Consider the following 14,154-nt stretch of genomic DNA (forward strand, 5'->3'; position numbering starts at 1 on the left):
CACCCGTCTCCGCCCCTCCGGGCCGTTACTCGAACCGCACCGGCGGGAAGAAACCGACCCGCTCGTACGCGTCCCGCAGCGTCCCGGCGGCCACCGACCGGGCCTTCTCCGCGCCCCGCGCCAGCAGCTTGTCGAGCTGGGCCGGGTCGTTCAGGTAGGCGTTCGTGCGTTCCTGGATCGGCGTGACGAACTCCCGCACCACCTCGGCGAGGTCCTTCTTCAGGTCGCCGTAGCCCTTGCCGTCGTACGCGGCGACCAGGTCGTCGATGGAGCGGCCGGACAGCGCGGAGTAGATGGTGAGCAGGTTGGTGATCCCCGGCTTGCCCTCGGCGTCGAAGACGATCTCACGGCCGGTGTCGGTGACCGCCGAGCGGATCTTCTTGGCCGAGCGGGCCGGATCCTCCAGCAGGTCGATGATGCCGGCCGGGGAGGACGACGACTTCGACATCTTGGCCGTCGGGTCCTGCAGGTCGGTGATCTTTGCGGTGTCCTTCACGATGTGCGGGGCGGGCACCGTGAAGGTGCTGCCGAACAGCGAGTTGAACCGCTGCGCCAGGTCGCGGGAGAGTTCCAGGTGCTGCCGCTGGTCCTCGCCGACCGGCACCGCGTTCGCCTGGTAGAGCAGGATGTCGGCGGCCTGGAGGATCGGGTACGTGAACAGGCCGACGCTGGCCCGCTCGCTGCCCTGCTTCTGCGACTTGTCCTTGAACTGGGTCATCCGGCCGGCCTCGCCGAACCCGGTGATGCAGCCCAGCACCCAGGCCAGTTGCGAGTGCTCGGGCACCTGCGACTGCACGAACAGCGTGCTGCGTTCCGGGTCGAGGCCGAGCGCGAACAACTGCGCGGCGGCCACCCGGCTGCGGCGCTTGAGCACCAACGGGTCGTGCCCGGCGGTGATCGCGTGCAGGTCGACCACGCAGTAGTAGGCGTCGTGGCTGTCCTGCAACGCGACCCAGTGCCGCAGCGCGCCCAGGTAGTTGCCGAGGTGGAACGAGTCGGCCGTCGGCTGGATGCCGGAGAAGACGCGCGGGCGGGCGGGTACGTCGGACATGGCGGCAATTCTGTCAGCAAGCCCCGGCGTCCGTCATGACGGGCCGGTGGATCGGGCGGGTACGGACGGAAGCGGGCCGTTGAGCTCGCGGCGGGGCTCGGGCAGCCGCGCGGCGGAGACCGCCAGGCGGGACACCCGCCGGCCGTCGAGGGTGAGCACGCGCAGCAGCCAGCCCGCCGGATCGGCGACCACCGATCCGGTGGCCGGGTCGACAGCCACCGGCACCTCGTCGCCGGCTACCGGCAGCCGGCCCAGGGCGGCCATCACGTACCCGCCCACCGTCTCGTAGGGCCCGGCGGGCAGCGGCACCCCGGTGCGCTCGACGAAGTCGGCCAGGTTGAGCCGGCCGTCGACGACCGCGGGCAGGCCGGCGGGCTCCGGTTCGAGCGGGCCGTGCTCGTCGTCCCGGATCTCCCCGACCAACTCCTCCACGAGGTCCTCGCAGGTGACGATGCCGGCGGTGCCGCCGTACTCGTCGACGACAACGGCCAAGTGGTGGCCCTCCCGGCGCATCTCGGTGAGCGCCGCGAGCACGCGTTTGCTGTCCGGCAGGCGCTTGACCTCCCGGATCAGGTCGCCGACGAGCAGCGACCGGTCCGGTTCCGGCCGCAGCAGCACGTCGTGCAGGCGCACCAGGCCGACCACGTCGTCGTGGGTGCCGTCGACCACCGGGTAGCGGGTGTGCGGGTCGGTCCGGACCAGCCGCTGCGCCTGCGCCAGCGGCAGCGCCGCGCTGAGGAAGACCACCTCGGTGCGGGGCACCATCACCTCGCGGACGAGGCGGGCGCCGGCCACCAGCACCTCGTCGATGATCCGCCGTTCGTCCGGGTCGAGCAGCGTGTTGGCCGCGACCAGGTCACGCAGTTCGGCCTCGCTGATCCGCTCCCGCCCGGCGGTGGGGCTGGCCCCGAGCAGGGCGGTCACCAGGCGGGTCGCGCCGTCGGCGCCGCGCACCACGAGACGCGCCACGGTACGGGCCAGCGGGCCGGGTTCGCGTCGGGGCCGCCCCGACGGTCGCCGCCGGGGCCCGGGACCACCACCCTCCCGCATGAGATGGATGGTAGACAGCGGCCACCGTACGGGTGGCCGAATGTTCGAATCTGTTCAATCGTGAAGGATTATGATGGAATGGAGGCGCGCTCAACATGACAGCCGCGACCCCGCCCCCGGCCGTAGGGTGAGCGCGGGACGGCCGCCGCGGGACGCGGCCCAGGCAGGAGGACCGACGTGAAACTGCTCGTCACCGGCGGCGCCGGCTACATCGGCAGCGTGGTGACCCGGATGCTGCTCGACCACGGACACCGGGTGACCGTGCTGGACGACCTGCGCACCGGTCACCGGGAGGCCCTCGCCCCCGACGCCACCCACGTCGACCTGCCGGTGCACGAGGCCGCCCAGGTGCTCACCCCCGACGCCGGGTTCGACGGCGTGCTGCACTTCGCCGCCCTGATCGCCGCCGGCGAGTCGATGATTCGCCCCGAGCTGTACTGGCACAACAACACGGTCGGCTCGATCGCGCTCATCGACGCGGTCCGCGCCGCCCGGGTGCCCCGGATGGTCTTCTCCTCCACCGCCGCCGTCTACGGCAACCCCACCGAGCTGCCCATCCCGGAGACCGCCGTCAAGGCCCCCACCAGCACCTACGGCGCGACCAAGCTGGCCGTCGACATGGCGCTCACCTCCGAGGCGATCGCGCACGACCTGGCCGCCGTCTCACTGCGCTACTTCAACGTCGCCGGGGCGTACCTGCGCGACGGGCTGGCCATCGGCGAACGGCACGACCCGGAGACGCACCTCATCCCGATCGCGCTCGACGTGGCCGCCGGGCGGCGGGAGAAGCTCCAGCTCTTCGGCGACGACTACCCCACAGTCGACGGCACCTGCGTCCGCGACTACATCCACGTCGAGGACCTGGCCCGCGCCCACCTGCTCGCGCTGGACGCGGCCACCCCGGGCCGGCACCGGATCTACAACCTGGGCAACGGCAACGGCTTCACCAACCGGCAGGTGGTCGACGTGGTCCGCGAGGTCACCGGGCACCCGGTGCCGGTCGAGGTGGCTCCCCGCCGCGAGGGCGACCCGGCCGAGCTGGTCGCGTCCTCGTCGCTCGCCCGCGACGAGCTGGGCTGGACGCCGGCCAAGCCGACCCTGCACGACATGGTCGGCGACGCCTGGGAGTTCTACCGGGCACACGTCGCGGGGCAGCCCTCATGAACGTCGCCGACCGCGCCACGGCCGGCTTCCGGCAGCGGTACGGCGCCGAACCGGCGGGCCGCTGGGCGGCTCCCGGGCGGGTCAACCTGATCGGCGAGCACACCGACTACAACGACGGCTTCGTGCTGCCCTTCGCGCTGCCGCTGCGTACCGTCGTCGCCGCCGCGCCCGCCCCCGACGGCCGCTGGACCGTCTGGTCGGAGCTGGACGAGCGGCCGGTCGAGTTCGACGCGGCGGAGGCCGACGAGCCCGGCCGGGTCGACGGGTGGGCCGCCTACGTGGCCGGGGTGGTGTGGGCGCTGCGCGCCGACGGCCACGACGTGCCGGGCGCGCGGCTCGCCGTCGCCTCCGACGTGCCGGTCGGCTCCGGGCTCTCCTCTTCGGCCGCGATCGAGTCGGCGGTGCTGGCCGCCCTTGTCGACCTCGGCGACCTCGACCTGCCGGCCGAGCGGTGGCCCCGGCTCGCCCAGCGGGCCGAGAACGACTACGTCGGCGCGCCCACCGGGATCATGGACCAGTCCGCCGTGATCCGCGGCCGGGCCGGGCACGCGCTGTTCCTCGACTGCCGCACCGAGGAGATCGAGCAGATCCCGTTCGACCTGGACGACGCCGGGCTGGCCGTGCTGGTGATCGACAGCCGGGCGCCGCACCGGCACGCCGACGGCGAGTACGCCGCGCGGCGCCGCAGCTGCGAGCGGGCCGCCGAGACGCTCGGGGTGACCGCGCTGCGCGACGTCGACGTGGCCGGCCTCGACGCCGCCCTGGCCCGCCTCGACGACGACGAGACCCGCCGCCGGGTCCGGCACGTGGTGACCGAGAACCAGCGGGTGCTCGACACGGTCGCGCTGCTGCGCGCCGGCCGGGTCCGCGACACCGGCCCGCTGCTGACCGCCTCGCACGTCTCCATGCGCGACGACTTCGAGATCACCGTGCCGGAGGTCGACACAGCGGTCGAGGCGGCGCTGTCCGCCGGGGCGTACGGCGCGCGGATGACCGGCGGCGGCTTCGGCGGTTGCGTGCTCGCCCTGGTCGACGCCGGCGCCGCCGAAGCGGTGGCCGCCGCCGTCACCGAGGCGTACGCCGAGCGCGGCTTCACCGCCCCCGGCACGCTGACCGTCCTCCCGGCCGGCGGCGTCACCCGCCTCGGGTGAGGTGTAAGGAAGGGCCCCTTATTAACGCCTGCGGTAGAGGAAGGGCCCCTTGTTAACAGCGCACTGTTAACAAGGGGCCCTTCCTTACAACCCAGGGTCAGCCGGCCTCGACGATCATGCCGGCGCCGACCGTACGGTTCGTCGACTCGTCGATGATCACGAAGCCGCCGGTGGTGCGGTTACGCCGGTACTCGTCGGCCAGCAGCGGAACAGTGGTCCGCAGCCGGACCCGGCCGATCTCGTTGAGCTTCAGCTCACCGGCGGTCTCGTCGCGGTGCAGCGAGTTGATGTCCAGCCGGTAGTGCAGCCCGCGCACGATCGCCCGCGCCGAGCGGGTCGTGTGCTTGATCGCGTACTTGCCGCCGACCTGCAACGGCCGCGTCTCGTCCATCCAGCAGATCATCGCCTCGATGTCCTGCACGGCCATCGGGGCGTTGTTCGGCCGGCAGATCATGTCGCCGCGGGAGATGTCCAGCTCGTCGGTCAGCCGGACCGTCACCGACATCGGCGGGAACGCCTCGTCCACCGGGCCGTCGGCGGTCTCCACCGCCGCGATCCGGCTGGTGAAGCCCGACGGCAGCACCATCACCTCGTCGCCCGGCTTGAGCACGCCCGAGGCCACCTGACCGGCGTACCCCCGGTAGTCGGTGACGGTGGTGGACTGCGGCCGGATCACGTACTGCACCGGGAACCGCACGTCGACCAGGTTGCGGTCCGAGGCGATGTGCACCCGCTCCAGGTGGTGCAGCAGCGACGGGCCCTCGTACCACGGCATGTTCTCCGACCGGGTGACGATGTTGTCGCCCTGCAGCGCGGAGACCGGCACCACAGTCAGGTCCGGCACGTCGAGCTTCGCGGCGAACGCGGTGAACTCGTCCGCGATCCGCTCGTAGACCTCCTGCGACCAGTCCACCAGGTCCATCTTGTTGACGCACAGGACCAGGTGCGGCACCCGCAGCAGCGAGCAGAGGAACGCGTGCCGGCGGGACTGCTCCACCAGGCCCTTGCGCGCGTCCACCAGGATCAGCGCCAGGTCGGCGGTGGAGGCGCCGGTGACCATGTTCCGGGTGTACTGGATGTGCCCCGGGGTGTCGGCGATGATGAACTTCCGGCGCGGCGTGGCGAAGTAGCGGTACGCCACGTCGATCGTGATGCCCTGCTCCCGCTCGGCACGCAGGCCGTCGGTGAGCAGCGCCAGGTTCGTGTACTCGTCGCCCCGGGCCGCGCTGACCGCCTCGACGGCGGCGAGCTGGTCACTGAACAGCGACTTGGTGTCGTAGAGCAGACGGCCGATCAGCGTCGACTTGCCGTCGTCGACGCTGCCCGCGGTGGCGAACCGCAGCAGGTCCATCGGCCGCGCGGTCTCGCTCTCGGCCGGGGCCAGGGTCTCGACGCTCATCAGAAGTAGCCCTCTCGCTTGCGGTCCTCCATGGCGGCCTCGCTGACCCGGTCGTCACCGCGGGTCGCGCCGCGCTCGGTGATCCGCGTGGCGGCCACCTCCTCGATCACCTTCTCCACCGTGTCGGCGTCCGAGCGGACCGCCGCGGTGCAGGAGGCGTCACCCACGGTCCGGTACCGCACCTGGGCCTTGAACGGCTGCTCACCGGCGCGGGCCCGGAAGAACTCGTTCACCGCGTAGAGCATGCCGTCGCGCTCGATCACCTCGCGCTCGTGCGAGTAGTAGATCGACGGCAGCGGGATCCGCTCCCGCGCGATGTAGTGCCAGACGTCCAGCTCGGTCCAGTTCGACAGGGGGAACACCCGGATCGACTCGCCCGGGTGGTGCCGGCCGTTGTAGAGCGCCCACAGCTCCGGACGCTGGTTCTTCGGGTCCCACTGGCCGAACTCGTCGCGGAAGCTGAACACCCGCTCCTTGGCCCGCGCCTTCTCCTCGTCGCGCCGGGCGCCGCCGAACAGCGCGTCGAAGCGGTGCTTCTCCACCGCTTCCAGCAGCACCGGCGTCTGGATCCGGTTGCGCATGCCGTCGGCGGACTCGCGGACCAGGCCCTTGTTCAGCGCCTCCGGCACGCTCGCCACGATGAGCTGCAGGCCCAGCTCGGCCACCCGCTGGTCGCGGTAGTCGAGCACCTCGGGGAAGTTGTGCCCGGTGTCCACGTGCATCACCGGGAAGGGAATGTTGGCGGGCGCGAACGCCTTCTGGGCCAACCGGAGCATCACGATCGAGTCCTTGCCGCCGGAGAACAGCAGCACCGGCCGTTCCATCTCGGCGACGACCTCGCGCATCACGAAGATGCTCTCCGCCTCGAGCGCGTCGAGATGCGACACCTGGTACGCGGCGGGGGACGTCATGACACGAACTCGATTCGCTCGGATCCGTACATCGGATTCCAGACCTTTCAGGTCGGAGTCGTGAGGAAGAACGCTCAGGTTACCCGGAATGCCGCTGCAACGCTGCAAGCAACCGACTCGCGAGATCCTTGCGGCAGACCAGCAGATCCGGTAGGCGCGGGTCGGCCCCGTTGTATTTCAGCGCAGAACCGTCGATCCGGGAAGCATGCAGACCGGTGGCCGTCGCCACAGCGACCGGAGCGGCCGAATCCCACTCGTACTGACCGCCCGCGTGGATGTACGCGTCGACCTCGCCGGTGACCACGGCGGCGATCTTCGCGCCCGCCGAGCCCATCGGAACCAGATGAGCGCCGACGTCCTCTGCCAGGTCGGTCAGGAAAACCGGCGGACGGCTACGGCTGGCCGCCAACCGGATGACCCGCGCGCCGCCCCCGGTGGCCGCCTCCACTGTCATCGGCGGATACGCCGGCGGGTGGTCCGTGCCCAGCACCCGGTGCTGCGCCGGCAGCGCCACCGCGCCCGCCACCAGGCCGTGCGACGCCGACGCGTTACGCGACCAGAGCGCCACGTGCACCGCCCAGTCCGCGCGCCCCTCCTCCGCGTACTCCCGGGTGCCGTCCAGCGGGTCGACGATCCAGACGCGGTCCGCGTTCAGGCGCGACAGCGCCGCGTCGGTCAGCTCGGCCGTCCGGGCCAGCCGCGAGCCCTCGTCCTCCTCCGACAGCACCGCGTCCGCCGGCCGCCACTTCGCCAGTTCGGTCCGGATCAGGTCGTGCGACACCTTGTCACCGGCCGACCGGAGCGCGCCCGCGTCGGCGAAGCCCATCTCCGCGCGCAGTTCCGTCAGCGCCTGACCGGCCCGGGACGCCAGCCACCGGGCGAACCCGCCGTCGATCATCGGAGGACTGCCCATGATGCTCCCGTCGCCGACCTTCGCTCCCGTCAACCGAGGCGCAGACTACCGGCCGCCGGTCAGCCCCCGTGGTAGAGGTTCTGCGTCGGCTCCACGCCCTTGAGAACCACCGACTCGACCACGTCCGCCGCGCGGTCCACCAGGAACTCCAGCTCCTTGCGCTCCGGCGGGGAGAAATCCGAGAGTACGTAGTCAGCCGGGTCCTGCCGGCCCGGCGGCCGGCCGATGCCGAACCGCACCCGCACGTAGTCCTTGGTGCCGAGCGACTTCGACATCGAGCGCAGGCCGTTGTGCCCGCCCTCGCCGCCGCCGCACTTCACCCGCACCTGCCCGTACGGGATGTCCAGCTCGTCGTGCACAGCGATCACGTGCGCCGGCGGGATCTTGTGGAACTGCGCCAGCCCGGCCACCGGGCCGCCGGAGAGGTTCATGTACGTCAACGGCTTGAGCAGCACCAGCTTCGGGCCGCCGAACCCCAGCCGCCCCTCGGCGGCCTCGGCCATCGCGCGCTTGTGCCGCCCGAACTTCGCGCCCACCCGGGCCGCCAGCAGGTCGGCCACCATGAACCCGACGTTGTGCCGGTTGTTCGCGTACTCCCGGCCGGGGTTGCCCAGGCCGACCACCAGCCACGGTCCCGCCTCGTCCGTCACCCGACGCCCCTTCCCGCTCGCTTCCGACCAGCCGTCCCGATACGCCGACAGGCGCCCCCGGGAACGGGGACGCCTGTCGCACAGCCTTGCGGACCGGTCAGGCCTCGGTCTTCGCCTCGGCCGGGGCCTCCTCGCCCTCGGCGGCCGGAGCACCCTCGGCACCCTCGGCGGTCTCCTCGCCGGCCTCGGCCTCGGCCTCCTCGGTGGCCTCCTCGACCTCGGGGAGGGTGGCCTCGAGCTGCTCGGCGGTCGGAGCGGCGGTCACCGAGGCGACAGCGGTGCTGTCGTCGGTGGCCAGCTCGACGCCGGACGGCAGCTCGACGTCGGCGGCGGTGATCGTGGTGCCCGGCTCGGCGCCCTCGATCGACGCCTCCAGGTGGTCCGGCACCTTGGTCGCGTCGGCGGTCACCGACAGCGTGTCGTGGTCGTGCACGATCAGGGTGTCCTTCGCGGCCTCACCGGTCAGCTGGACCGGGACCTCGACGGTGACCTTCTCGCCCCGGCGGACCAGCAGCAGGTCCACGTGCTCGAAGGTGTCCTTGATCGGGTCACGCTGGATCGCCTTCGGCAGCGCCAGCACCTGCGTGCCGTCGCTGACCTCGATCGCGAAGAGCTGGTTCGCGCCGCCCTTGCGGATCGCGGCGGCGAACTCGCGCGCCGGAAGCGCGATGTGCTTGGGCTTCTCGCCGTGGCCGTACAGCACGGCGGGCACCTTGCCGGCCCGGCGGGTACGACGGGCACCACCCTTGCCGAACTCGGTACGGGGCTCGGCGCTGATCTTTACCTCGGACACGGGGAAACTCCTGATGCTTCGCTGCGGCGGCTTGTCGTCTGGCGGTGCTGGGGCGAGGGGCTCGCTGGGGCTAGGGTCATGAACGACCGCCCGGAGCACCGCGTCGATGACGGCGCCTCCGTGCGGTGCTTGTCAGCAGCCCGCCGGGCACCCTCGCCGTGGCAACCGCACCAGTCTACCCGAGGGAATTCCCGGCTCTCCGGCAGTCCCCCATATCACCGCCCCGCCGGTTCCGCAGGGCATCGGCCCGGCCGCCGGAGCACCGGCGACCGGACCGGAACGGTCAGCTCAGGCCACCGAACAGGGTGGTCACCGAACCGTCGTCGAAGACCTCCCGGATCGCCCGCGCCAGCAGCGGGGCGATCGACAGCACGGTCAGCTTGTCCAGCTGCTTCTCCGACGGCAGCGGCAGCGTGTTCGTCACCACGACCTCGCTGATCGGGCTGTTCTTCAGCCGCTCCGTGGCCGGGTCGGACAGCAGCGCGTGGGTCGAGGCGACCACGATCTCCGCCGCGCCCTGCTCCTTGAGGATGTCCGCCGCCTTGGTGATCGTGCCACCGGTGTCGATCATGTCGTCCACGATCAGGCACACCCGGCCCTCGACCTCACCGACCACCCGGTTCGCCACCACCTGGTTCGGCTTGAGCGGGTCGCGGGTCTTGTGGATGAACGCCAGTGGGCAGCCGCCCAGCCGGTCGGTCCAGCGCTCCGCCACGCGGACCCGGCCCGAGTCCGGCGCGACCACCGTCATCGGCCGGCCCGCGTACTTGTGCTCCACGTACTCGGCCAGCACGTCCATCGCGAACAGGTGGTCCACCGGGCCGTCGAAGAAGCCCTGGATCTGCGCGGTGTGCAGGTCGACGGTCAGGATCCGGTTCGCGCCGGCGGTCTTCAGCAGATCCGCGATCAGCCGCGCCGAGATCGGCTCCCGGCCACGGTGCTTCTTGTCCTGCCGCGCGTACGGGTAGAACGGCAGCACCACGGTGATCCGCTTGGCCGAGCCGCGCTTCAGCGCGTCGACCATGATCAGGGTCTCCATGACCCAGGTGTTCACGCCGTGCGTCACGGACTGCACCACGAAGGCGTCCGAACCACGGACCGAATCCTTGTACCGTACGAAGATCTCGCCGTTGGCGAAGTCGTACGCGTCGGCCGGCGTCGGCGCGACGCCGAGCACCTCACCGATCTCCTTGGCCAGCTCCGGAAAACCCCTCCCGGAGAAGAGCATCAGGCTCTTGCGGTTTTCGGCGACGATGCTGCCCATGGGCCCGTCTGCTCCCGTATGTCGGTGGTGCCCGGCGGCGGTGGGGCCGGGGACTGTTCGGTTGCAGTATGCCCCCGGTTCAGCGATCCACCCACAGCCCGCCGATCCCCGTGGGTTCAGTCACCTTCGCTTGCGGCGCCGCCCGTGTCCGGCACACTCTCACCGGCCCGCCGCGCCGCCTCGGCGGCGTCCGTGCCGGCCCGCTTGCGCAGCACCCAGCCCTCCACGTTGCGCTGCTGGCCACGCGCCACCGCCATCGCGCCCGGCGGCACGTCCCCGGTGATCACCGAACCGGCAGCGGTGTACGCGCCGTCGCCGACCCGCACCGGCGCCACGAACATGTTGTCCGCTCCGGTACGGGCGTGGCTGCCGATGGTGGTGTGGTGCTTGCGCACCCCGTCGTAGTTGACGAAGACGGTCGCCGCGCCGATGTTGCTGTGGTCGCCGATCGTCGCGTCACCCACGTACGACAGGTGCGGCACCTTCGAGCCGTCACCGATCGACGCCTTCTTGGTCTCCACGAACGTGCCGACCTTCGCCTTGCGGCCCAGCCGCGACTCCGGCCGCAGGTACGCGTACGGGCCGACGCTCGCCTGCGGGCCCACCTCGGCGCCGAGCGCGTGGCTGCGCACGATGCTCGCCCCCGCGCCCACCACCGTGTCCACGAGCGTGGTGTCCGGGCCGACGAGCGCGCCCTGGCCGACCGCTGTGGCACCCTGGAGCTGCGTGTTCTGGTCGATCACCGCGTCCCGCTCGACGGTCACCGTCACGTCGATCCAGGTGGTGTGCGGGTCGAGGATGCTGACCCCGGTACGCATCCAGCCCTCGTTGATCCGGTCCCGCAGCAGCCGGCGCAGCGCGGCCAGCTCGACCCGGTCGTTGCAGCCGAGCGTCTCCACGTGGTCGGCGGCGCAGTGCACGGCCACCGGCTCACCGGCGTCACGCAGCAGCGCGAAGACGTCGGTCAGGTACTCCTCGCCCTGGTCGTTGTCGGTGGAGAGCTTGCCCAGCGCCTCCCGCAGCCGGGCCGCGTCGAACGCGTAGATGCCCGCGTTGATCTCCCGCAGGGCGCGCTGCTGGGGGGTGGCGTCGCGCTCCTCGACGATCTGCTCCAGCCGCCCCTGCACGTCCCGCACGATCCGGCCCAGGCCGGTCGGGTCCGGCACCTCGGCGGCCAGCACCGTCGCCGCGGCGGCGGCCTCCTCGTGCGCCTCGACGAGCGCCTGGACCGTCTCCGGCCGCAGCAGCGGCACGTCCCCGTTGATCACCACGACCGTGCCGGTCGCGTCCGGCACCGCGTCCAGCGCGATGCGTACCGCGTGCCCGGTGCCGAGCTGCTGCTCCTGGAGCACCGGGGTGGCGGCCGGGGCGACCTCGGTCAGGTGCTCCCGTACCCGGTCGGCGCCGTGGCCGACCACGACCACGGTGCGGTCCGCGCCGAGCGGGCCGGCCGCGGCCAGGACGTGACCGAGCAGGGTACGGCCGAGCAGCGGGTGCAGCACCTTGGGCAGGGACGACTTCATCCGCTTGCCCTCACCGGCGGCGAGCACGACAACGGTGCGGAGGTGGGGCTGGGACACGACGTGCTCCCGTCGGGACGGCGACAGTCTCGCGGTCATGCTAACCACGCGACGGAGGGCAAACAGCAGAAGCTCCCGGGAGAGGATTCGAACCCCTATAATCAGGACCAAAACCTGACGTCCTGCCATTAGACGACCCGGGATGGTCGAAAACGGGCAAACAGCAATCCACCCGCCGGCTGCCTACACCTTACCGGTCACGAGGTGGATCTTCATCGCTCATTCCTTTCATGATCCCTTCGATCCTCCAGTAGAGCCGGACCCCGCCGACGACCTGCACGGTCAGGCAGCCGTGGTAGTCGACGCCCCTGTTCTTGCGCGTGGTCAGCGGTCGATGCCTCTTGATCGTGGTGGGCTGAAAGCTCTCCGCCGGCACGCCCACCCGAGCCGCCCACCAGCGCACCGCGGCCGCGTCGTCCGCCGTCTCGTGGATGCTCACCCGGAACCTCCGGTTCCTCTGCCGGCACCTCGACGACGTCCAGGAAGCGCAGAAAGAGCATCACCAGCAGTGGATCACTGTTGACGAACTTGATCCGGCAGTCGTTCGGACGCCACGGCTTCGCCTTGCCGCCTTCGCACCAGTAGATCGCCGCACCGATCAGCATCAGCTCGCGCCGATCGATCTGCCGCACCCACTCCGCCGACGCCGCCACCACCTCAGCCCGGACTGCGTCTCGCGCCGCCCGATGTGCGCTCCACTGAGCGTCAGCCCGCGCCCGCTGGGCGATCCGCCGGCGCCGGCGCACCAGTTCCGGGTCCAGTGGCAGATGCCGAGTCCACAGATATGCCGTGGACTTCGAGACGTCGAGCGCCCTGGCGATCTCCCCCACCGGGCAGCCGGCTCGCCGCAGAGCAAGCGCCTGCGCGTGCAGTTCCGGCTTCCAGCCCCGATAAGGGCGTGAACGGGGATTGGACTCCTCAGCGACCACGGCCGCAGATTAGAACGGGCGTACGACAGCGGCCGGTCTGACCGCGAGCGCCGCGCCTGGCAGGATGGACGGGTGACCGACGTTTCCGGCAACGACCGCGCCCGCCGGCGGCCCGTGCCGGCGACCAAGCCCTCCCGGGTGCGCATGTCCGCGACGCAGCGGCGCGAGCAGTTGATCGTGATCGCCCGGCAGATCTTCGCCGAGCGTGGCTTCGACGCGACCTCGATCGAGGAGGTGGCGGCGCGCGCGAAGGTCTCCAAGCCGGTGGTCTACGAGCACTTCGGCGGCAAGGAGGGGCTCTACGCGGTGGTGGTGGACCGGGAGGTCCGCTCGCTGCTGGACCGGATCACCACGGCGCTGACTGCGGGTCATCCGAGGGAGTTGCTGGAGCAGGCCGCGTTGACGTTGCTGACCTACATCGAGGAGGAGACCAGCGGCTTCCGGGTGCTGGTCCGCGAATCACCGCTGATGTCCGCGACGGGCAACTTCAGCAGCGTGATGAACGACGTGGCGCACCAGGTGGAGCACATCCTGGCGGGCGAGTTCTCCATCCGGGGCTACGACCCGAAGCTGGCGGAGCTCTACTCGCAGGCGCTGGTGGGCATGGTGGCGCTGACCGGCCGCTGGTGGCTGGAGGTGCGCAAGCCGCGCAAGGAGACGGTGGCGGCACACCTGGTGAACCTGGCCTGGAACGGGTTGTCGCACCTGGATTCGCAGCCGGGCCCGATCCGGAGTTGAGCTACGCCCCTGCGGCGGCCGTCCTGGCAGCCTCGATCGCCGAGGTGAAGTCGGGGCCGGCCCCGATCTGGGCGAGCAGCACGTTCGCCGCGTTGTAGCAGTCGAACCTTTCGATTTTTCCGTCACGGAGATACCAGAGGTCGGCCGTCGGCACGTCGATCCGGTTGCCGGTCGGCGGGATCTCACCGACCGGGGTGGGAAACGCGCCGAGGTGTGTGCCCTGAATGCGCAGTGCTACGGCGACCACGTCACCGAGCGCGTGCACGTCGAGCAGCTCGCGGTGGACGTCGGGAAAGACCCCGGCGAAGCCCGTCAGCGCCTGCGGGATCTGGTCCCCGCGGAAGGTCATCGAGTTGGGCACGTCGTTGAAGGTGCCGTCCTCGGTGAACAGGGCGCGAAAACCGGGCCCGTCGAGGACGTCCCCCTCCGCCAGCCGGTACGCCTCGCTAACGATCTCTTCGTTGCTCTTCATTCTGCCCGTCCTTGATCGTCGTGCCGCCGAGGGGAACAGTTCCCGTCGATGCGTGCTCCACCACGCTAGCAAGTTTTTGACCGTATGGT

Annotated in this window: 13 protein-coding genes, 1 tRNA gene and 1 pseudogene; 3 read left to right on the forward strand and 12 right to left on the reverse strand. The window is 71.1% G+C overall.

Features of this window, described 5'->3' with window-relative positions; all coding sequences use genetic code 11:
- Positions 1–25 precede the first annotated feature (25 nt).
- Positions 26–1,051 carry a tryptophan--tRNA ligase gene (gene trpS / locus AB0C17_RS15440; RefSeq protein WP_357381429.1) on the reverse strand — a complete coding sequence of 342 codons (1,026 nt, stop codon included), beginning with the start codon at positions 1,049–1,051 and terminating at the stop codon, positions 26–28.
- Between the two features lie 33 nt (positions 1,052–1,084).
- On the reverse strand, positions 1,085–2,101 hold the full coding sequence (locus tag AB0C17_RS15445; protein ID WP_357381427.1) for a hemolysin family protein: 1,017 nt from the start codon (positions 2,099–2,101) through the stop codon (positions 1,085–1,087).
- Positions 2,102–2,278: 177 nt separating this feature from the next.
- Between AB0C17_RS15445 and galE the strand changes: the two genes are divergently transcribed.
- Together galE and galK are read left to right on the forward strand one after the other, a co-directional pair.
- Positions 2,279–3,265 (forward strand): UDP-glucose 4-epimerase GalE, encoded by a 987-nt coding sequence (gene galE / locus AB0C17_RS15450; protein ID WP_357381425.1) that lies wholly within the window; start codon positions 2,279–2,281, stop codon positions 3,263–3,265.
- Entirely contained in the window at positions 3,262–4,416 is a 1,155-nt protein-coding gene (gene galK, locus AB0C17_RS15455; RefSeq protein WP_357381423.1) for a galactokinase, read from the forward strand. The genes galE and galK overlap by 4 nt, the downstream gene beginning before the upstream one ends.
- A 97-nt stretch (positions 4,417–4,513) precedes the next feature.
- Here galK and AB0C17_RS15460 read toward each other — a convergent pair whose 3' ends face one another.
- The 9 genes and pseudogenes from AB0C17_RS15460 to AB0C17_RS15500 all read right to left on the reverse strand — a co-directional run bounded on the left by AB0C17_RS15460 (position 4,514) and on the right by AB0C17_RS15500 (position 12,855).
- The gene (locus AB0C17_RS15460; RefSeq protein WP_013283961.1) at positions 4,514–5,815 is read right to left on the reverse strand and encodes a GTP-binding protein; all 1,302 of its coding nucleotides are present in this window, start codon (positions 5,813–5,815) and stop codon (positions 4,514–4,516) included.
- Complete coding sequence (gene cysD / locus AB0C17_RS15465; protein WP_357381420.1) at positions 5,815–6,726, reverse strand: sulfate adenylyltransferase subunit CysD; 912 nt, start codon at positions 6,724–6,726, stop codon at positions 5,815–5,817. The genes AB0C17_RS15460 and cysD overlap by 1 nt, the downstream gene beginning before the upstream one ends.
- A 79-nt stretch (positions 6,727–6,805) precedes the next feature.
- Positions 6,806–7,639: an inositol monophosphatase family protein gene (locus AB0C17_RS15470; protein ID WP_357381418.1), complete on the reverse strand. Its 834-nt coding sequence runs from the start codon at positions 7,637–7,639 to the stop codon at positions 6,806–6,808.
- Between the two features lie 59 nt (positions 7,640–7,698).
- Complete coding sequence (gene pth, locus AB0C17_RS15475) at positions 7,699–8,289, reverse strand: aminoacyl-tRNA hydrolase (RefSeq protein ID WP_357381416.1); 591 nt, start codon at positions 8,287–8,289, stop codon at positions 7,699–7,701.
- A gap of 97 nt (positions 8,290–8,386) precedes the next feature.
- Positions 8,387–9,082, reverse strand: a complete 696-nt coding sequence (locus AB0C17_RS15480; protein WP_357381414.1) for a 50S ribosomal protein L25/general stress protein Ctc — start codon at positions 9,080–9,082, stop codon at positions 8,387–8,389.
- Positions 9,083–9,365: 283 nt separating this feature from the next.
- Positions 9,366–10,346: a ribose-phosphate diphosphokinase gene (locus AB0C17_RS15485; protein WP_030501163.1), complete on the reverse strand. Its 981-nt coding sequence runs from the start codon at positions 10,344–10,346 to the stop codon at positions 9,366–9,368.
- A gap of 56 nt (positions 10,347–10,402) precedes the next feature.
- A pseudogene (gene glmU, locus AB0C17_RS15490) lies at positions 10,403–11,965 on the reverse strand (bifunctional UDP-N-acetylglucosamine diphosphorylase/glucosamine-1-phosphate N-acetyltransferase GlmU); the annotation flags it as partial.
- A gap of 33 nt (positions 11,966–11,998) precedes the next feature.
- A tRNA-Gln gene (locus AB0C17_RS15495) sits at positions 11,999–12,069 on the reverse strand.
- A gap of 69 nt (positions 12,070–12,138) precedes the next feature.
- Positions 12,139–12,855, reverse strand: coding sequence for a hypothetical protein (locus tag AB0C17_RS15500; RefSeq protein ID WP_357473065.1), 717 nt, complete (start codon positions 12,853–12,855; stop codon positions 12,139–12,141).
- A 72-nt stretch (positions 12,856–12,927) separates the two neighbouring features.
- On the opposite strand from AB0C17_RS15500, the gene AB0C17_RS15505 reads away from it, so the two are divergent.
- A complete protein-coding gene (locus tag AB0C17_RS15505; RefSeq protein ID WP_357381409.1) occupies positions 12,928–13,593 on the forward strand; it encodes a TetR/AcrR family transcriptional regulator in 666 nt (221 codons plus the stop codon).
- A 1-nt stretch (position 13,594) separates the two neighbouring features.
- On the opposite strand, the gene AB0C17_RS15510 is transcribed toward AB0C17_RS15505, so the two are convergent.
- Positions 13,595–14,065 carry a nuclear transport factor 2 family protein gene (locus tag AB0C17_RS15510; protein ID WP_357478983.1) on the reverse strand — a complete coding sequence of 157 codons (471 nt, stop codon included), beginning with the start codon at positions 14,063–14,065 and terminating at the stop codon, positions 13,595–13,597.
- Positions 14,066–14,154: the final 89 nt, after the last annotated feature.

The organism is Micromonospora sp. NPDC048887, assembly GCF_040649715.1.
Taxonomy (GTDB): domain Bacteria; phylum Actinomycetota; class Actinomycetes; order Mycobacteriales; family Micromonosporaceae; genus Micromonospora.